A 20386-nucleotide genomic window follows, 5' to 3' on the forward strand; every position below is an offset into this window, starting at 1 on the left:
TCTAAAAGTGCGGTGATTTTTTTGCGTGTTTTTACTACAGGCTTAAGCGAATTCTTTGCTGATTTTCTGCTTTTTATCTTGGTCTATGCTAAACTAGCGCGCAATTTTTTCCGTATTTTTGAATGATTTCTTATTCGTTATGAGTTTATCTACCCCTCTTTTTATTGCATTGCGCTATTGGCGGGCAAAAAGTGCTGATCGTTTTGGACGGTTGGTAACAAATTTAGCCAGTTTCGGCATTGTGCTTGGCGTGATGGCATTGATTATTGTGCTGTCTGTGATGAATGGTTTGGAAGGCTATCAAAAACAACAGGTGCTTTCTTCCATTCCACACGCCATTGTTAGCCCAAACGGCAAGGTGAAGATCGACGATGCCGAACCGCCGATGCCAAATTTCGTGCAAAAAGCCGTGCCGATAAACATGACCAATGTGATTTTTCAAACCGCAAGTGGTGTTAGCGCAGGACAAGTGATTGGAATTCGACAATTTTCAGATGACCCGATTTTGTCTGCTTTATCCGAACCGCATTTTAAGGATTTGCTTCCGACAGGTGAGTTTAAAATCATTATTGGCGATCAACTGGCGCAAAAATTAAACCTGCATGTCGGCGACAAAGTGCGTTTGATGATTACCGAAAACAGCCAATACACGCCTTTCGGGCGCGTGCCGTTGCAGCGTTTATTTACCGTCAGCGAAATCTATTTTGATGCAGGGCATGCGTCAGGGTATGAAGCCTTCGCCAATTTAACGGACATTGGGCGTTTAATGCGCATTCAGCCGGGTGAAGCCCAAGGTTTCCGCTTATTTTTAACGGATCCGTTCCAAATTACCGAGCTGCCGGCAGCATTTCCCTCAGCCGTGCAAATCACCGATTGGCGCACGCAAAAAGGCGAGTTTTTCCAAGCGGTGCGTATGGAAAAAAATATGATGGGCTTGTTGGTGAGCTTAATTATCGTGGTGGCAGTATCCAATATTATTACGTCTTTAAGCCTGATGGTGGTGGACAAACAGGGCGAGATCGCCATTTTGCAAACCCTCGGTTTAACGAAAGGACAGGTGCGTTCCATCTTCATTTATCAAGGTTTATTGGTGGGGTTAATGGGTACCTTGGCGGGCGCTATATTGGGCGTGTTAGTGACGTTAAATTTGGATGCCATTGTGAATCTCTTAGGCGCAAAAACACTCTATTTACCGACCGCACTTGAGCCGTGGCAAATCCTGACGATTATCGTGTTTTCCTTATTATTGTCATTGTTATCCACCCTTTATCCTGCCTATCGCGCCGCGAAAGTGGAACCGGCAGAAGCCTTGCGCTACGAATAAAAAGAGATGAAAAAATGAATACAGCATTATTATCTTGCCAAAATGTGAGTAAATTTTACCAAGAAGGCACCCAACAAACGGAAGTGCTAAAACAGGTGTCTTTTTCTATGCAACCGAGTGAGTTGGTCGCGATTGTGGGCAGTTCAGGTTCGGGCAAAAGTACGTTGCTGCACACCTTGGGCGGCTTGGATCAACCTAGCAGCGGTGAAGTGTTTATTAAAGGGCAATCGTTGCAACAAATGAGCCCGAACGCCTTGGCGAAGTTGCGCAATCAATATTTAGGGTTTGTGTATCAGTTTCATCATTTAATGGCAGATTTTACCGCACTTGAGAACGTGATGATGCCGATGCTTATTGGGCAACAAAATAAAACAGAAGCGCAGGATCGCGCCGAACAGATCTTAAGTGCGGTCGGTTTACAGCACAGAATTTCACATCGCCCGTCTGCGCTATCCGGCGGAGAACGCCAACGTGTGGCGATTGCCCGTGCGTTGGTGAATAATCCGGCATTGGTATTGGCGGACGAACCTACCGGGAATTTGGACCACAAAACCACGGAAAGCATTTTTGAGTTGATTCAACAGCTTAACCAAGAAAAACAGATTGCGTTCTTATTGGTGACCCATGACTTGAATTTGGCGGAAAAATTGAATCGCCGTTTAATTATGCAAGACGGTGTGTTATGCGAGGAAACTGCCTGATGAATACGCCATTTTTTATTAGTTGGCGCTATCAACGCAGTAAGCATAAAAACCGTTTAGTGTCGCTAATTTCATTTTTTTCCAGCATGGGCATTGCCTTGGGCGTGGCGGTGTTAATTATCGGCTTAAGCGCCATGAACGGCTTTGAACGCGAGCTCAATCAACGGATTTTGGCGGTCGTGCCACATGCGGAAATTTCCTCTGCCAACGGGCAAAGCAATGCACCGATCGATCATTGGCAACATCTTGCCGCTAAGTTGAAACAAAATCCGCAAATCATTGGCGTTTCGCCTTTTGTCAGTTTTACCGCTCTTGTGGAAAACGGCGCGAAATTAAAAGTAGTGCAAATTAAAGGCGTGGAAACGGCATTGCAGGATCAAGTGAGTTCCCTTGGGCGTTTTGTGTTAAATCAAGGATGGCAAAATTTTGCGCAACATGGCGGTTTGGTGCTGGGTTCCGGTATTGCAAGGGATTTGGATGTGCAAGAAGGGGATTGGGTTTCCTTGTTAATTTCACAACAGACAGGCTCGGAAAATTTGAAGCAGCCGTTGCGTGAACGGATTCAAGTAACCGGCATTTTGCGTTTAGATGGACAGCTGGATCATAGCTATGCCTTGATGCCCTTGGCGCAGGCGCAGCAGTTGATGAATTATCAAGCGGAACAGGTGAGCGGAGTAGAATTGAAAACCGCCGATCCGTTTAACATTCAAACCCTTGATTATTCCATGTTGCAAGATTACCCGCAGATGCTCTATCTGCAAAACTGGATCAGTAAATTCGGCTATATGTATCGCGATATTCAGCTGATTCGCACGGTGATGTATATTGCCATGGTGCTGGTGATTGGGGTGGCGTGTTTTAATATCGTGTCCACGCTCATCATGGCGGTGAAAGATAAAGCGGGCGACATTGCCATCATGCGTACCCTTGGGGCGAATAATGGGTTTATTAAGCGTATTTTTATTTGGTATGGCTTGCAGGCGGGCATGAAAGGCTGTCTGATTGGCATTGTGTTGGGCGTGATTTTGGCCTTAAATTTGACCGCACTTATACAGGGGCTAGAAGGTATTATCGGTAGAAAATTATTATCCGACGGCATTTATTTCGTGGACTTCCTGCCAACCGAACTCCATTGGCAAGATGTGTTGCTGGTGTTGCTTTCTGCGTTAATTCTCAGTTTATTTGCCAGCCTTTATCCGGCAAATCGTGCGGCAAAATTGGAACCGGCACAGGTATTAAGCGGTTATTAAAAAAGAAATTAAATAAACTAGTTTACTAGTACAAATTGCAGTGGTAGAGTAATACCACTTTCTCGGATATTTTGGATTTTTATGAAGATAAGTGAGTGAAAAATGAACACAAAAAACGATATTTCCATTGAAAATGACGATACGCGAATTGGCAAAATTGAACAGGTATTACCTCCGATTGCCTTGCTAGAAAAATATCCGGCAAGCAGCGTTGCGGTGAAAACCGTGGAAAATGCCCGTCACGAAGCGCATAAAATTATTCATGGTGAAGATGATCGTTTACTTGTGGTGATCGGGCCTTGTTCCATTCACGATCCCAAAGCCGCATTAGAATATGCGAAACGCATTAAATTAATGCGCGAAAAATACCAAGATACCTTACAAATTATTATGCGCGTGTATTTTGAAAAACCACGTACTACGGTGGGCTGGAAAGGCCTCATTAATGACCCATACTTAAATAATACCTATGCGTTGAACGACGGTTTGCGTATGGCGCGTAAATTATTGTCTGATATTAACGATTTAGCGGTGCCGACGGCAGGGGAGTTTTTGGACATGATCACGCCGCAATATTTAGCGGATTTCATGAGCTGGGGCGCGATTGGGGCGAGAACCACCGAATCCCAAGTGCATCGTGAATTGGCTTCCGGTTTATCTTGTGCCGTTGGCTTTAAAAATGCGACCAACGGTGGCGTAAAAATTGCCTTAGATGCGATTGGTGCCGCAGAAGCACCACATCATTTTTTGTCTGTCACGAAGTTTGGTCATTCTGCTATCGTTTCCACGAAAGGTAACGAAGACTGCCATATTATTTTACGCGGTGGCGACAATGGCCCAAATTACAGCGAACAAGATGTTGTCGAGGTGTGCGATGAACTTGCCAAAGCAGGTTATAGAGCCCATGTCATGGTGGATTTCAGCCATGCCAACAGCTGCAAACAATTCAAAAAACAATTGGATGTGAGCCGTGAAGTGGCACGTCAAATTGCCGCAGGATCTAATAAAATTTTTGGTGTGATGATTGAAAGCCATTTGGTGGAAGGGCGTCAAGATTTGGTGGAAGGCAAACCCTTAACTTACGGCCAAAGCATTACCGACAGCTGTATCGGTTGGGAAGACAGTGAAAAAGTCTTACAAGAGTTATCCGATGCGGTGGCGGCAAAACGCAAATTAAACGGCTGATCTTTCTTTTCATCCGTTCATTTCAAACAAAAGTGCGGTGGATTTTCAGAGCGAATTTCCACCGCACTTTTTTTGACTTTTAAGTTAAACCAACCCCGGATTTGGTATATCATATAGGGACTTGTTTTTATCCACTGAGGCAATAATGGCGTCTAAGAATTCTCCTCCTGCGAAAGACCAAAACACCACCAATTTGAATATTCCTCCTCATTCTATCGAAGCTGAACAAGCTGTGTTGGGCAGTATTTTGCTGAACAACATGTATTGGGATGATGTGGCTGAAAATGTGGTGAAAGAGGATTTTTACCGCTTTGAACATCGTCTGATTTTTGAGGAAATGGAAAAGCTGATTGTCCAGCAATCGCCGGTGGATTTAATTACCTTAGAACAGGCACTAAAAAGTCGCGAAGTCATCGAACAGGTGGGCGGTTTTGCTTATTTGGCGGAGCTTTCTAATAACACGCCGAGTGCTGCCAACGTGGTAGCTTATGCTAATGTGGTGCGAGAAAAGGCGATCATGCGCGAGTTGATTTCCGTTGGGAACAAAATTGCGCAAAACAGCTATTCTCCGAAAGGGCAGGATGTGAAACATTTGCTGGATGAGGCGGAGCGAGAAGTCTTTGCCATTGCTGAGAAGCGCGCATCCGGTACTGAAGGCCCTCAAAATATCATTTCCATTCTGGAAAACACCATCAATAAAATCGAACAACTTAGTCAAATTAAAGATCATTCCGGTGTTACCGGCGTTTCCACCGGTTTCAAAGATTTAGATAAGAAAACGGCAGGTTTGCAAAAATCCGACCTGATTATTGTGGCGGCGCGTCCTTCCATGGGGAAAACCACCTTTGCCATGAACCTGTGTGAAAATGCGGCGTTAGGCAGCGATAAACCCGTATTGGTGTTCAGTTTAGAGATGCCGGCGGAGCAAATTATGATGCGTAGCTTGGCGTCACTTTCACGCGTGGATCAAACGAAAATTCGTACCGGTCAGGGCTTGGATGATAACGATTGGGCAAAAATTTCCAGCACCATGGGGATGCTTGCGAAAAAACCGAATTTGTTTATTGACGATTCTTCCGGTTTAACGCCGACGGAGTTACGTTCCCGTGCCAGACGGGTTTATCGTGAAAATAACGGCTTAAGTTTAATCATGGTGGACTACCTTCAATTAATGCGTGCCCCGGCTTTTTCTGAAAATCGTACCTTAGAAATTGCAGAAATTTCTCGTTCTTTAAAAGCATTAGCAAAAGAATTAGAAGTGCCGGTGATCGCCCTGTCACAATTAAACCGTACCTTGGAAAACCGTCAGGATAAACGCCCGGTCAACTCAGACTTGCGGGAATCAGGCTCTATTGAGCAGGATGCGGACTTGATTATGTTTATTTATCGTGACGAAGTGTATAACCGCGAGTCAGAAGAAAAAGGCATTGCGGAAATTATTATCGGTAAACAGCGTAACGGGCCGATTGGACGGGTGAAGTTGGCATTCCAGGGCAATTTTTCCCGTTTTGATAACTTAGCAGAACATCATCATTATGATGACGAATATTAGATAACAGAGTAAAAGAGATAAAAAATGCACATGAAACCTGCAACAGCCAAAATCAGTTCTGTTGCGTTAAAACACAATATTCAAACCATTAAACAAAAAGCCCCAAACAGTAAAATTATTGCGGTGGTAAAAGCCAATGCTTACGGACACGGTGTCGTGTTTGTGTCTTCAGCGGTCGAAAGTCTGGTGGATTGCTTTGGCGTGGCGCGTTTAGAAGAAGCACTAAAATTACGCTCCAATGGCATTACCAAACCAATTTTGCTGTTAGAAGGTTTTTTCTCTTCCAAAGACCTACCGATTTTAGCCGTTAATAACATTCAAACTGTCGTGCATAGCCAAGAACAGTTAGAGGCTCTTGAAGAAGCCCAAACGCCTAATCCGGTGAAAGTGTGGTTGAAAATTGATACGGGAATGCACCGATTGGGCGTGCATTTGGATGAGGTGGACAACTTTTATCAAAAACTCAAATCGCTTCCGTGTGTTGATCCGAATATTGGCTTTGTCAGCCATTTCAGCCGTGCTGATGAGCTAGAGTGCGGTTACACAGAAAAACAATTAAGCCGCTTTTTACAGGCAACGGAAGGTAAATCCGGTGAACGAAGTATATCTGCTTCCGGCGGTATTTTATTCTGGCAGGATGCGCATTTAGACTGGATTCGTCCGGGCATTATTATGTACGGCATTTCACCGAATAATACAGCGGGTAAAGAATACGGTTTAACGCCGGTGATGAATTTAACCTCCTCTTTAATCGCCGTGCGCGAACATAAAAAAGGTGAACCGGTGGGATACGGCGGGGTTTGGACAAGTGAAAAAGACACGAAAATCGGTGTAGTGGCGATTGGTTATGGTGATGGTTATCCGCGCGATGTACCACAAGGAACACCGGTTTACTTGAATGGTCGCCGCGTGCCGATTGTGGGCAAAGTGTCCATGGATATGCTCACTGTGGATCTGGGCGCAGACAGTCAAGACAAGGTCGGTGATGAAGTGATCTTGTGGGGGAAAGAATTACCGATTGAAGAAATAGCAGAAATTACGGGCGTTATCAGTTATGAATTAATCACCAAATTAACCCCGCGTGTATTAACCGAATACATTGATTAAATTGAAAGGAGTGCTTATGCAAAATATCAATCCAACCCAAACGAACGCATGGAAAGCGTTAACCCAACATCATGCGCAACGTAAGAATACAACGATTCAAGATTTATTTGCGCAAGAAAAAGATCGTTTCGCCAACTATTCATTAACTTTTAACAACGAGATTTTGGTCGATTTTTCCAAAAATAACCTGACTCAAGAAACCCTTGGTTTATTGCGTCAACTCACTGAAGAGTGTGGTTTAACGCAAGCCAAAGAAGCCATGTTCAACGGCGAGAAAATCAATCGTACGGAAAATCGTGCCGTATTACATACTGCACTTCGTAACCGTTCCAATACGCCGGTTTTCGTGGATGGCAAAGATGTGATGCCGGAAGTCAATGCCGTGCTCGCCAAAATGAAATCGTTCTGTGAACGTGTGATTTCCGGTGAATGGAAAGGTTATACCGGCAAAGCCATTACTGATGTGATCAATATCGGTATCGGCGGTTCCGATCTTGGCCCTTACATGGTTACCGAAGCTTTGCGCCCGTATAAAAATCATTTAACCATGCATTTTGTGTCTAACGTGGACGGTACACACATCGCGGAAACACTGAAAAAAGTGAATCCGGAAACCACTTTAATTTTAGTGGCGTCCAAAACGTTCACCACCCAAGAAACCATGACGAATGCGCTATCTGCTCGTGATTGGTTCCTCGCCGTAGCAAAAGATCCTGCCCATGTGGCAAAACACTTTGCAGCGCTTTCAACCAATGCAAAAGCGGTCGCAGAATTCGGCATTGATACCAACAATATGTTTGAATTCTGGGATTGGGTTGGCGGTCGTTATTCTTTATGGTCTGCTATTGGTTTGTCTATTGCACTTTCTATCGGCTTTGAAAACTTTGAAGCGTTATTAAGCGGTGCCCATGAAATGGATAAACATTTCCGCCATGCGCCGTTAGCACAAAATATTCCGACAACGCTGGCTTTAGTGGGCTTGTGGAACACCAACTTCTTGGGCGCACAAACGGAAGCGATTTTACCGTACGACCAATATTTACACCGTTTTGCCGCCTACTTCCAACAAGGCAATATGGAATCCAACGGAAAGTACGTTGATCGCAATGGCAAGGTGATTCATGATTATCAAACCGGTCCAATTATTTGGGGTGAACCGGGCACGAACGGTCAGCACGCGTTTTATCAATTGATTCACCAAGGCACCACATTAATTCCTTGTGATTTCATTGCACCGGCGCAAAGCCACAATCCGTTGTCTGATCATCACAACAAATTGCTTTCCAACTTCTTTGCCCAAACCGAAGCGTTGGCATTTGGTAAAACCAAAGAACAAGTGGAAGCCGAATTCTTGAATGCAGGCAAAACCTTGGCAGACGTGAAAGACATCGTACCGTTTAAAGTTTTCACCGGTAACAAACCGACCAACTCCATTTTGTTACAAAAAATCACACCGTTTAGTTTAGGCGCGTTGATTGCCATGTACGAACACAAAATTTTCGTACAAGGCGTGTTGTTCAACATTTACAGCTTTGACCAATGGGGCGTGGAACTAGGTAAACAACTTGCCAACCGAATTCTGCCGGAATTGGTGAACAACGAGAAAGTGGAAAGCCACGACAGTTCAACCAACGGCTTGATTAATCAATTCAAAGCTTGGCGTTAAGCTCTCCATTGAGTGCCTTTCATTGGGAATAATGGGAGGCACTAGATGTGGAATGACAAAAAAAGTGCGGTGAAATTTCACCGCACCTTTTTTTGTTATAGGAAGATAAACCTTAATGCGTAATTCACGATGTCATGCATAGCGTGCAACTTGTTGTACGAATGATTAACTTCGATGTGTAATTCACGGTTTCGTGTGTAACGTGCAACCTGTTGCACGAATGATTAACCTCGATGCTTAATTCATGATTTCATGCGTAGCGTGCAACTTGTTGCACGAAATCGTGAATGCCCGAAAGGGGTAAATAACGTTCCGTGCGTGGTTTGGTCGTGCAACAAGTTGCACGCTACGATGCTAGATTTGGAATGACAACAAAGTGCGGTGAAATATCACCGCACTTTGTTGTTATAGGAAGATAAACCTTAATGCGTAATTCACGGTTTAATGCGTAACATGCAACGTGTTGCACGAATGATTAACTTCGATGTGTAATTCAGATTCCATGCGTAGCGTGCAACTTGTTGCACGAAATCGTGAATGCCCGAAAGGGGTAAATAACGTTCCGTGCGTAGTTTGGTCGTGCAACAAGTTGCACGCTACGATTCTGGATGTGGAATGACAAAAAAAGTGCGGTGAAATTTCACCGCACTTTGTTCTGTGTAATTAAATCTCCAATTTCGGCAATGCTCTCACAATTCGCATCGTTTCTAAACTTACCGTCACTACTCGTAAGAACAATTCCATTGAATAGCGAGGATTGTTCATTGTTTCAATTGCCCAGTCGTTGGCATCATTAACGATTCCACTAGCTTTATCAGTTTTCACTGATTGGCGCTCCATGACCCACTCCAACGCTGGTTTGCCATTGATTACATAATCGTAGGCTTCTTCAGGAATATTGGTAAGCGTAAATTGGCTGTTGTAAATAATAGTGGTTTTGTCATCGACTTTTTTGCCTGTTTCTTCATCGGTTTTCTTGCCGAATTTCATTTTTTCTACATAGAAATCTTCGCCTACGCCGCCGCTGATTTGGTCGCCCAGTAATTTTAATCCACCTTTAAATAGCACGTCTTGATACATCGGCACGCTTTCGTAATTTAAGTGTAATTCCGCCAACTCACGTCCCGCTTGTGAAAACGCCCAAAAATCTACCGTACTTTTTACGCAAGGAATGCGTGGCAACTGTTTACTTAGGTTGTCCGCATATTTTTCACGATATTCCTCGCTATGCAGTAAGCCGTAGATATAGTAGAACATATCTTCCTTATCAAAATCCTCATTCGGATAAGCCGCTTTAAAATGTGTAAGTGCTTCATCTGTAATTGCATCGCGGCGTTGGTAGTTTTCGCTGTTTTCCTCTTTTTCATAGAGATAGAGAGGGAAGCATTGACTATCACCAATTAAATGCAGATCTGGTGTAATATCTGTCATTATTGTTGAAAATCCTTTTCCTCCAGTAACGGTTAGACAGATTACTTTGTTTTTTGAGTTATTTTCAGGAAACAATTGCGGAATTTGGTAAATGCTATTATTTAACATTCTATCAAAATAGAGATATTGTTTATGATAAGGTCTGTATAAGCTAAATCTTATGTTTTTATCGTCAAATAATGCCTTATTACCTCTTTCTAATTGAGCAATTAAATCACCAGACCAACTAATCTTTTTAGCATCTAAATCTATAAAATCATTTGCTTTTAAATTATCTTCATCTTCTTTCCTAGCTAGAAAATGACGAACTTGTTGGTTATAAAACTCAACCATTGATGAAATATTTTTTTCTAAGCTTTGTTTAGATAAATTGTAGCACCACGCATCTCGATTTGTTTTTACTCCAGAAGAATAATTTTCAAAAATTACAGATGAGTTTTTATCTTTTTTATCACCAATAGAAAGATAAGTATCAAAATTAGGATCACGTTGATTAAGCCAATCATTGAATTGGTCAGGAATAATTTGCACCCAACCATTTTGTGCAGAAATACCGTTAACACTTTGAAAATTTTCGATTATTTCGAGTTTTTGCTCACGGTTAAGATAATCACCAATATCGTGGAAATAAATTTTCCCGTGTTTCTCCTCATTTGGATTTTTCACTAAAATAGAAATAGCAATAGGTGCACGGCTCCCAGAACCAAAAATTTTTCCACCTTCCTTACGTGAACGTTCGCCAGAAGTACGTTGATTACCACGTAAATGGAAAATATAGAGTGAGCTAAATTCTTCGGCTAAACATTTGCGTAAACCATCGGCGGAGTTACTTTCTAAATAACCGCCATTGGTAACAAAACCAATCACACCATTGTTTTCTATACGATCTGAAGCCCAGCGAATTGCACGAATATAACTATCATATAATGAAATGGTTAAATTGGCTGTTGAATATTTATCATAACTTTCTTCAATACGTTGATCTAAATGCTGATAAGCAATATTAGCATTATTATCATTAGCGGATTCTTGCCCAGCTGAATACGGCGGATTTCCAATGATTACTTGAATATCCAACGCTTTTTGACGTTTTCGACGGTCACTATTGACTTGCAGAATTTCGTCTACCAAATCTTCTTTTTCATACATTTGGAAGGTGTCTGTTAAGCAAATACCTTCAAATGGCTGGTAATCAGTAGAATTTTCTTGCGTGTTTACAGAATGTTCAGCAAGCAAGGCGTGATAGACCGATTCTATGTTAATTGCTGCGATGTAATAGGCGAGTAGCACGATTTCATTGGCGTGAATTTCGTGATACTTCAACGGTAATTTTTCCGGTGGAATAATACCGCTTTGAAGTAATCTGGTGATGAATGTTCCTGTACCTGTAAACGGATCGATGATTTGTACCCCTTTATCGGCAAGGCTGGCATTAAATTCGTTATTCAACACATCTTCTACTGAGCGGATAATAAAATCAACTACTTCCACTGGTGTGTAAACAATGCCTAAACGCTCTGCCATTTTCGGGAAGGCTTTGGTGAAGAAGTTATCATAAAGAGTGCGGATAATTTCCTGTTTATTTTCAATAGAACTGATTCCACCAATTCGAATTTTGGTTTCTTCATAAAAATCTCGTAGTGGTTTATTTTCAACCTCAAGATTTTTTTCTTCTAACAAGCGGACGACATCTTGCATCGCTATTGACATTGGATTGTGCAGAGTAAAGTTTTCATTGGCAAAAAGAGCATCAAAAACAGGTTTCGTAATTAAATGTTGTGCTAACATTTCGATCACTTCATTATCGGTAAGAGCACCGTTTAAGTCATCTCGCAATTCATTGGTAAACTTATTAAAAATCTCACGCTCTTGGGTGTTTTCAGGATTGTTTAAAATGCTGCTAATACGTGCTATATGGGTGTTGGCAATTTTAGCAACACTTTCTCCCCATTCAGCCCAGTAATCTCGTCTTCCACATTTTTTTACAATTTTGGCAATTAAAGCTCGTTCGATTTCACCAATTTCAAATTCCATTTCAAGCTGAGTTTCACCATTAAAGGAACTGTTGTCACGGTTACCAATGTTTTTTTCACCTTTACCTGATGCTTTCTTCACTTTCGTTGGTTTTTGTTTTTGCTTCGCTAAAACTTGGCTAACAACAGAAATGACTTCAATTTTATCTTTTGCTGCTCCATCAAATTCCATTTTGTTAATCATTGCATCAAAACGGTCGTCGTGTGCGCGTAGAGCGTTGAGCACTTGCCAAACCACTTTGTAGTTTTCATTTTTCTCAAGAGCCTTATCAGGTTCTATACCAGCAGGAATGACGACAGGTAAAATGACATAACCACGTTTTTTACCGGGAGCATTACGCATTACACGTCCGACAGATTGCACTACATCAACTTGTGAGCTTCTCGGTGTTAGGAATAAAACGGCATCCAAGGCGGGTACATCCACACCTTCAGATAAACAACGAACATTCGAAAGAATACGGCAAGTGTTGTCTTTCTGTTCTGCTTTTAACCATTCGATTTTGGATGATTTTTCACTGGCATTCATTCCGCCATCTACATGTTCCGCTTCACACTTAAGCAACAATGAATTATCAGGTCTGAAATCAGGATTTTGTTCTTCTAATGCTGCAATTTCTTGTTTCTGGTAAGCATCAACCACATTACTAAAAATCTCAGCAATATTTTTGGAGCTAACTTTGTGAGTTTTTCCTTTATATTCTTTTTCAATTACTTGGCAAAAAGCAACCGCTCTTTTCATTGGTTCTTCATCGCCTAATTCGTCCATAATGCCGTATTTAGACAAAGCTTTCCAACAGCCGACAATTTTTGCCGCATCATCGACTTGAATTTCTGTGCCTTCAAAGAGTTTTTCTAAGCGTTGGTGAATATGGCTTTCTTCTACGGCTAAAACGAGCACTTTGTAATCAACTAATAGATTTTGTTTAACTGCACTTGAAAAGCTGATGGTGTAAAGGTCTTGCCCGAATTTAGTTTCATCGTCCATTGAGTAAACGGTGACACCTTCGGTTTTCTTGGCGTCTTCAGTATAAATACGCGGTGTTGCCGTCATATAAAGGCGTTTTTGGGCTTTAATGTAATCGTTGTTATGTACGCGAACGAATGCAGATTCTTCTTTATCGTCAAAACTCGCCCCTGTTGTTCGGTGAGCTTCATCACAGATGATGAGATCAAATTCGCCTAAGCCTTGTTGCTGAGCCTGGTGAATCACATCAATGGAATGATAAGTAGAAAATACGACCGTCATGGCTAAGTCACGGCTTTGTGCATTCACTGCTTTTATTAGTGATTTTGCGTTCGTTGTGGCAGGGTATTGCAATTCATGATTAAGCTGTTGTACACGATCATCTTCATTTTTTACTTTTCCTTGTTTCCCTACATCGCTATCGGAACAAACGGCAAAGCAATGTAATGGATATTCAGATTCTTGTGTCCATTCAGTTAAACTTTGAGAAAGTAAAGCAAGGCTTGGCACTAAGAAAAGCACTTTTTTGCCATTACCTGCGATATTTTCGGCAATTTTTAAGGAGGTAAAGGTTTTTCCCGTGCCGCATGCCATAATGAGTTTACCTCTATCTGCATTTTTTAAACCATTGCGCACGGCAGATAAGGCACTCTTTTGATGTTCACGTAGCGATTTTTTCGGTTTTAGTGGGATTTCTTTTTGGAAGGCAAAATTCTCCCAGTCAATTGCACTGTGTTCTAAGTCAGAGCGATTTATGACCGTAACAGGTGGATTTTGGTTAGAGAGTGAAGCATAAGCGTTTTCTGTCCAATGGTCGGTGGTGGCAACAATAATCCGATGTTGGAAATAGCTTTTGCCTGAAGCAGTAAAGAAACTATCAATATCTGCTTTGCTAATGCGATGATCTTGAGCGTAGTTTTTACATTGAATGGCGTGATTTTCACCATCGTGAGTAACAGCAACAAGGTCAATACCAGTATCATTAGAAGGGAGGTTGGGGTAGTATTTTTCAATCCAATCTTTAAAAGTAAGAACTTCTTTATAGTAAACGCTGTAAAAAGGTTCATTTTGTAAATACAGCTGAATTAAATCCTCAAAATAGGTGCCTTTTTCACGCTCGGAAAGGGAATGTTGTTGAAAGTCAGCTAGAAGTTTAGATAATCCTTGCTGATTGCTGATTGCTGATTGCTGATTGCTGATTGCTGATTGCTGATTGCTGATTGCTGATTGCTGATTGCTGATTGCTGATTGCTGATTGCTGATTGCTGATTGCTGATTGCTGATTGCTGATTGCTGATTGCTGATTGCTGATTGCCATAGTAAAACCTTAGATGAGTGATGATAAATAAAATTCTGAAATTTTACTTAAGTATTATGTAAATAACAATTTTAAAAATGAGGAACTTATGTAAGGTTTAAAGTGTCGATTAGAGGATAAAAATTGTTTCTATGATGCTGATAGAATAATCCGCACGTAAAATGTGCGGATTGTTATTTTTTAATGAAAATAACCAATTAAAATGGTGGCTATCAAGGCGGCAAAGGCTAAGAAGAAAAAGTGCGGTCGGTTTTGAGATTGTTTTTTGCTGAAGAATTTTGCTGAAAAAATAATGTAGCCGCAAAGCAATACAATTTTAGCCATAATCCAACTTTCTAAGCCGAAGTTGAATTGAAATAACATGACAATACCGCTGAGAATTAAGAGCGTATCTGTTAAGTGCGGTAGAATTTTCAAGAGTTTAACGGCACGCCAATTTTTCTGCGTGAGTTGCATTCCGCCTCGCACAATCAATAATCCCAAGCTTAAAAAAGCACAAATAATGTGCAAATAAACCAAATAAATATCCATTTATCCCCCAATATTTAAGGCAGCAATAAAGCACTGCTGCCTTAAAATGATCTTGTGTTGTTATTCTTCGGTATTTTCTACCGCACTTTCTTGTTCACCTTCCTCGTCATCGACATCACAGATACGTTCCAAGCTCACAACATGCTCATTTTCGCCTGTGCGGATTAAGCGAACACCTTGCGTGTTACGTCCGACGATACTGACCTCACTGACTCGGGTACGAACAAGAGTACCGGCATCGGTGATTAACATGATTTGGTCCGTATCAACCACTTGGGTTGCCGCAACGACTTTGCCATTACGTTCACTTACCTTAATGGAAATCACCCCTTTGGTATTACGGGATTTGGTCGGATATTCTTCTAACTTCGTCCGTTTGCCGTAGCCGTTTTGTGTCGCAGTCAGAATTTCGCCATCGTTTTTCGGAATGACTAAAGAAACGACTTTATCGATATTCAGATCTAAGGTTTCTTCTGTGTTATCGTCAGAAACATCTTCAATTTCCACCGCACTTTCATCGTCATTCAGATCATTGGTTAAGGCGAGTTTGATACCGCGTACCCCTGTCGCCAAACGCCCCATTGCACGCACAGCGGATTCGCTGAAACGTACTACGCGACCTTGGGAAGAGAACAACATGATTTCATTGTTGCCGTCGGTAATATCTACACCGATCAATTCATCTTCGTCGCGTAAGTTCAGTGCGATGATACCACTAGAACGTGGACGGCTGAATTCGGTTAACGCGATTTTCTTCACAATACCGCCGGCAGTTGCCATGACGACGAATTTATCTTCTTCATAAGCGGTCACCGGTAAAATGGCGGTAATACGTTCATTTTCATTGAGCGGTAAAATATTGACGATTGGTCGTCCGCGCGAGCCACGGCTGGCTTGCGGAAGTTGGTATACTTTTAACCAATATAAGCGTCCACGACTGGAGAAACAAAGAATGGTGTCATGGGTATTGGCAACCAAGAGTTTCTCAATGAAATCCTCTTCTTTCATTTTTGTCGCGGATTTACCTTTGCCACCTCGACGTTGTGCTTCGTAATCGCTAATCGGTTGATATTTCACGTAACCTTCGTGAGAAAGTGTTACCACCACATCTTCTTGGGCGATTAAATCTTCTAAATTAATGTCGCCGGAAGCGGCCGTAATTTCTGTTCTGCGCGGATCGTTAAATTGTTCGCGGATTTGTTCCAATTCTTCACGAATTACTTCCATTAAGCGTTCAGGACTGCGTAGGATATAGAGTAATTCACCGATGGCTTCCAATAATTTTTTGTATTCGTCTAGGATTTCGTCATGACCTAAGTTGGTCAATTTTTGTAAACGTAAATCTAAAATAGCTTGGGCTTGGACTTCGGTCAAATAATATAAACCGTCACGGATACCATATTGTTCGTCTAAATCTTCCGGGCGAGCAGCATCGACACCGGTTGCTGCCAACATCTCTGCCACATGACCAAGTTGCCATGGACGGGCAAGCAATTCACGTTTAGCGTTTTCAGGATTTGGCGCTTGACGAATTAGCTCAATAATTGGATCCACATTGGCTAACGCAATGGCAAGACCTTCCAAAATATGGCTGCGTTCACGGGCTTTGCGTAATTCAAAGATAGTACGGCGGGTTACCACTTCGCGGCGGTGTAACACGAATGCTTCAATGAGTTGTTTTAAATTTAAGAGTTTCGGCTGACCATGGTCTAACGCCACGATATTAATCCCGAAAGTGACCTGCATTTGCGTGAGGGCATACAAGTTGTTTAATACCACTTCACCCACAGCATCGCGCTTGATTTCAATGACGATACGCATACCGTCTTTATCTGATTCATCGCGTAAACCGCTAATGCCTTCAATTTTCTTCTCTTTGACGAATTCCGCAATTTTTTCGATTAATTTGGCTTTGTTAACTTGATACGGAATTTCGTTAACGATGATGCTTTCACGGCCTTTTTCATCAGTTTCAATTTCCGCACGGGCGCGGACATAAATTTTACCACGACCAGTCTTATAGGCTTCTTCAATACCTTTACGACCATTAATCAATGCGGCTGTTGGGAAATCCGGGCCGGGAATGTGACTCATCAATTCATCAATGGTGATGTCGTTATTTTCGATATAAGCCAAGCAACCGTCTAATACTTCGCCTAGGTTGTGTGGTGGAATATTGGTCGCCATCCCGACAGCAATCCCGGAGGAGCCGTTGACCAATAAGGCAGGGACTTTGGTTGGTAACACTTCAGGAATTTGTTCCGAACCATCATAGTTTGGCACGAAATTGACGGTTTCTTTATCGAGATCTGCCAATAATTCGTGGGCGATTTTGGTCATACGGGCTTCCGTATAACGCATTGCCGCTGGCGCATCACCATCTACAGAACCGAAGTTACCTTGACCGTCCACTAACATATAACGCAAGGAGAAGGGTTGTGCCATACGCACCAAGGTATCATATACCGCGCTATCACCGTGTGGGTGGTATTTACCGATGACGTCACCCACAATACGGGCAGATTTACGGTAAGGTTTATTGTAGGCATTGCCCCCTTCGTGCATAGCAAATAACACGCGGCGGTGTACCGGTTTTAAGCCGTCACGTACATCAGGCAAGGCACGTCCTACAATAACGGACATGGCGTAATCGAGGTATGAAGATTTCAGCTCTTCTTCAATACTGACCGGCGTAATATCTTGGACGAAATCAGACATTTAGAACTTCCTAATCATTAAATTTAATGTGAAAAAATTGGCGTGATTATAGCACGGAAAGGGCTTTCTTCTAAATTAAATCTTGTAATGAAGACAGAAAAGCGCCCCTCAGTGTATTTGAGTGGCGCTTGGCATAATATTATTGAGGGACGTGTTGAACGATGGCTAAAAATTCCTCAAAAAATGTTGGGAACGTTTTTGCCGTACAGTCCGGATCCAAAATGGTGATCGGCGTGTCGGATAATGCCACTAAGGCGAAACACATTGCCATGCGGTGATCGTTATAGGTTTCGATTTCTGCTGCCTTAAAATCTGTTAATTTTAAGGGTTGAATACGAATAAAATCCTCGCCTTCTTCCACATCAGCGCCCACTTTTCTCAGTTCGGTTGCCATGGCGGTTAAGCGATCCGTTTCTTTCACCCGCCAGTTATAAATGTTACGAATCACGGTTTCCCCTTCGGCAAACAACGCAGTCGTGGCAATGGTCATGGCCGCATCAGGAATATGGTTCATGTCCATATCCACGCCGTGTAAGGGGGCTTGTTCCGCTTCAATGAAATCCTCGCCCCAGGTGATTTTTGCCCCCATTTTTTCTAATACGTCGGCAAATAAACGGTCGCCTTGAATACTGTTTTTGCCGATACCTGTGACTTTCACTTTGCCTTTAATTGCACCTGCCGCCAAGAAATAGGACGCCGAGGAGGCATCGCCTTCCACCAAAAAGGTGCCGGGGGATTGGTAAGATTGTTTACCTTTCACGAGAAAGCGTTGATAGTTTTGATTTTCAACTTCCACACCGAAGATTTTCATCATGTTAAGGGTGATGTCGATGTACGGTTTGGAAACCAAATCGCCAACAATTTCAATTTCACTGTCGCCTTCCGCAAGGGGGGCGGCCATTAAAAGTGCGGTCAAAAATTGTGATGAAATAGAGCCATCGATTTTAATCGTACTACCACGCAAGCCTGTGTTACGAATGGCAATCGGTGGATAGCCCTCGTTTTCTAAATAACGAATGTCTGCGCCTGCCTGCAACAATGCATCCACTAAGTGCTGAATCGGGCGCTCTTTCATGCGCGGTTCACCGGTTAATATCACTTCATTTTGTACAGAAGCGCCTTCGCGCGCCAAACAAAGTGCCGCTGCTAACGGACGCATGGCGGTGCCTGCATTGCCTAAAAATAACGCTAAGCCGTCATGCCATTGAAAGGCGCCACCTAAGCCCTGTACCTCGCAGACGGATTTATCGTCAGATAGTGAATATTGCACGCCGAGGTGTTTTAAGGCATTGAGCATATGGCGGATATCATCGCTGTCTAATAAATTAGTGACGTTAGTCGTGCCTTGAGCCAACGCAGCCAATAATAAGGCACGGTTGGACAGACTTTTCGAGCCGGGCAGATTGATCGTACCTTCCACATGGTGGATCGGGTTAAGGGTAATGGAAGTGGCGTGTTGCATAAGTTGTCCGTTATAAGCCTAAAATGTCGCTAAGTGCGGTTAAAAAACGCTGATTTTCTTCCGGCAAGCCGATGCTGATGCGCAAATGGTTTGGCAAACCATAACCGGCAAGTGGACGCACGATTACGCCTTTGCATAACAGCGCTTGATAAATCGGTGCGGCAGGTTGTTGCAAGTCCAACATCACAAAATTGCCTTTGGACGGCACATAACGCAAGCCTTTTTCATCAAAGAAGTTTTGCAATAATTGCAAGCCAATTCGATTATTTTCCGCCACTTTGGCGACAAATTCATCGTCTTGAATGGCAGCGGTGGCGGCGGCCAGGGCAAGACTGTTGCAGTTAAAGGGTTGGCGTACACGATTGAGTAAGCCCGCAATTTCTGTCGAGGAAACCGCATAACCAATGCGCAAACCGGCTAAACCATAGGCTTTGGAGAGGGTTCGGCACACAATCAGGTTCGGGTATTTTGCTAACAAACCGAAAGAATCCACGCGCTCGCTCGGTTCAGTAAATTCCACATAAGCTTCGTCCAACGCCACGATCACTTGTGGCGGCACTTGGGCCAAAAAGTCCGCAATTTCTACCGCACTTGAGAAAGTACCTGTCGGGTTATTTGGGTTAGCGAGGTAAATTAATTTTGTTTTTGGCGTGATCGCTTTCAGAAAAGCAGTCAAATCATTGCCGTAATTTTTCGCCGGAATTTCTACCCGTTTAGCATTCAAGGCTTGGCTAATCAACGGATAAACAATGAAGCCATATTGGGAATAAATGACTTCGTCTTGCTCGGAGGCAAAGGTGTGGGCGATGAGTTCAATTAAATCGTTGGAGCCGTTGCCAAGGGTGATTTGTTCCGGTTGTAAACCGAATTTTTCCACGACAGCTTGTTTGAAATAAAACCCGTTGGAATCGGGGTAAAGATGAAGGTTGTCTAATTGCGCCTGAATAGCTTTTTGGGCGCTGGGCGGTAAGCCGAACGGATTTTCGTTTGAGGCGAGTTTGATGATATTTTTAATGCCTAATTCGCGTTCTAATTCTTCAATGGGCTTACCGGCTTGGTAAGGTGAAAGCGCTTTTACGCCCGCATTGGCACGATCAAGATATTGCATAAGATGCTCCGAGTAGTCATAAAGAATAAAGAA

The 20386-nt window shown here is 42.7% G+C and carries 13 protein-coding genes; 7 read left to right on the top strand and 6 right to left on the bottom strand.

Features of this window, described 5'->3' with window-relative positions; all coding sequences use genetic code 11:
• Positions 1-139: 139 nt before the first annotated feature.
• From AC30SF_RS03605 to pgi, 7 genes are all read left to right on the top strand, one after another.
• Positions 140-1324 (top strand): lipoprotein-releasing ABC transporter permease subunit, encoded by a 1185-nt coding sequence (locus tag AC30SF_RS03605; RefSeq protein WP_489607578.1) that lies wholly within the window; start codon positions 140-142, stop codon positions 1322-1324.
• A gap of 14 nt (positions 1325-1338) precedes the next feature.
• Positions 1339-2025, top strand: coding sequence for a lipoprotein-releasing ABC transporter ATP-binding protein LolD (lolD, locus tag AC30SF_RS03610; protein ID WP_489607579.1), 687 nt, complete (start codon positions 1339-1341; stop codon positions 2023-2025).
• Positions 2025-3275, top strand: coding sequence for a lipoprotein-releasing ABC transporter permease subunit LolE (lolE, locus tag AC30SF_RS03615; RefSeq protein WP_489607580.1), 1251 nt, complete (start codon positions 2025-2027; stop codon positions 3273-3275). The genes lolD and lolE overlap by 1 nt, the downstream gene beginning before the upstream one ends.
• A 102-nt stretch (positions 3276-3377) precedes the next feature.
• Positions 3378-4460 carry a 3-deoxy-7-phosphoheptulonate synthase AroG gene (gene aroG, locus AC30SF_RS03620; protein WP_489607581.1) on the top strand — a complete coding sequence of 361 codons (1083 nt, stop codon included), beginning with the start codon at positions 3378-3380 and terminating at the stop codon, positions 4458-4460.
• 145 nt (positions 4461-4605) lie between these two features.
• Positions 4606-6012: a replicative DNA helicase gene (locus tag AC30SF_RS03625; protein ID WP_489607582.1), complete on the top strand. Its 1407-nt coding sequence runs from the start codon at positions 4606-4608 to the stop codon at positions 6010-6012.
• A gap of 30 nt (positions 6013-6042) precedes the next feature.
• The gene (alr, locus tag AC30SF_RS03630; RefSeq protein WP_489608307.1) at positions 6043-7119 is read left to right on the top strand and encodes an alanine racemase; all 1077 of its coding nucleotides are present in this window, start codon (positions 6043-6045) and stop codon (positions 7117-7119) included.
• A 16-nt stretch (positions 7120-7135) separates the two neighbouring features.
• Positions 7136-8785, top strand: a complete 1650-nt coding sequence (pgi, locus tag AC30SF_RS03635) for a glucose-6-phosphate isomerase (protein ID WP_489607583.1) — start codon at positions 7136-7138, stop codon at positions 8783-8785.
• 663 nt (positions 8786-9448) lie between these two features.
• On the opposite strand, the gene AC30SF_RS03640 is transcribed toward pgi, so the two are convergent.
• From AC30SF_RS03640 to hisC, 6 genes are all read right to left on the bottom strand, one after another.
• A complete protein-coding gene (locus tag AC30SF_RS03640) occupies positions 9449-14437 on the bottom strand; it encodes a DEAD/DEAH box helicase (RefSeq protein ID WP_489608308.1) in 4989 nt (1662 codons plus the stop codon).
• On the bottom strand, positions 14370-14534 hold the full coding sequence (locus tag AC30SF_RS03645) for a hypothetical protein (protein WP_489607584.1): 165 nt from the start codon (positions 14532-14534) through the stop codon (positions 14370-14372). The genes AC30SF_RS03640 and AC30SF_RS03645 overlap by 68 nt, the downstream gene beginning before the upstream one ends.
• 180 nt (positions 14535-14714) lie before the next feature.
• A complete protein-coding gene (locus AC30SF_RS03650; RefSeq protein WP_489607585.1) occupies positions 14715-15065 on the bottom strand; it encodes a SirB2 family protein in 351 nt (116 codons plus the stop codon).
• A 60-nt stretch (positions 15066-15125) separates the two neighbouring features.
• Complete coding sequence (gyrA, locus tag AC30SF_RS03655) at positions 15126-17783, bottom strand: DNA topoisomerase (ATP-hydrolyzing) subunit A (protein ID WP_489607586.1); 2658 nt, start codon at positions 17781-17783, stop codon at positions 15126-15128.
• A 139-nt stretch (positions 17784-17922) separates the two neighbouring features.
• Positions 17923-19245 carry a 3-phosphoshikimate 1-carboxyvinyltransferase gene (gene aroA / locus AC30SF_RS03660; protein ID WP_489607587.1) on the bottom strand — a complete coding sequence of 441 codons (1323 nt, stop codon included), beginning with the start codon at positions 19243-19245 and terminating at the stop codon, positions 17923-17925.
• Between the two features lie 10 nt (positions 19246-19255).
• Positions 19256-20353 carry a histidinol-phosphate transaminase gene (gene hisC / locus AC30SF_RS03665; RefSeq protein ID WP_489607588.1) on the bottom strand — a complete coding sequence of 366 codons (1098 nt, stop codon included), beginning with the start codon at positions 20351-20353 and terminating at the stop codon, positions 19256-19258.
• Between the last annotated feature and the right edge of the window lie 33 nt (positions 20354-20386).

The organism is Aggregatibacter valvarum (assembly GCF_980468985.1).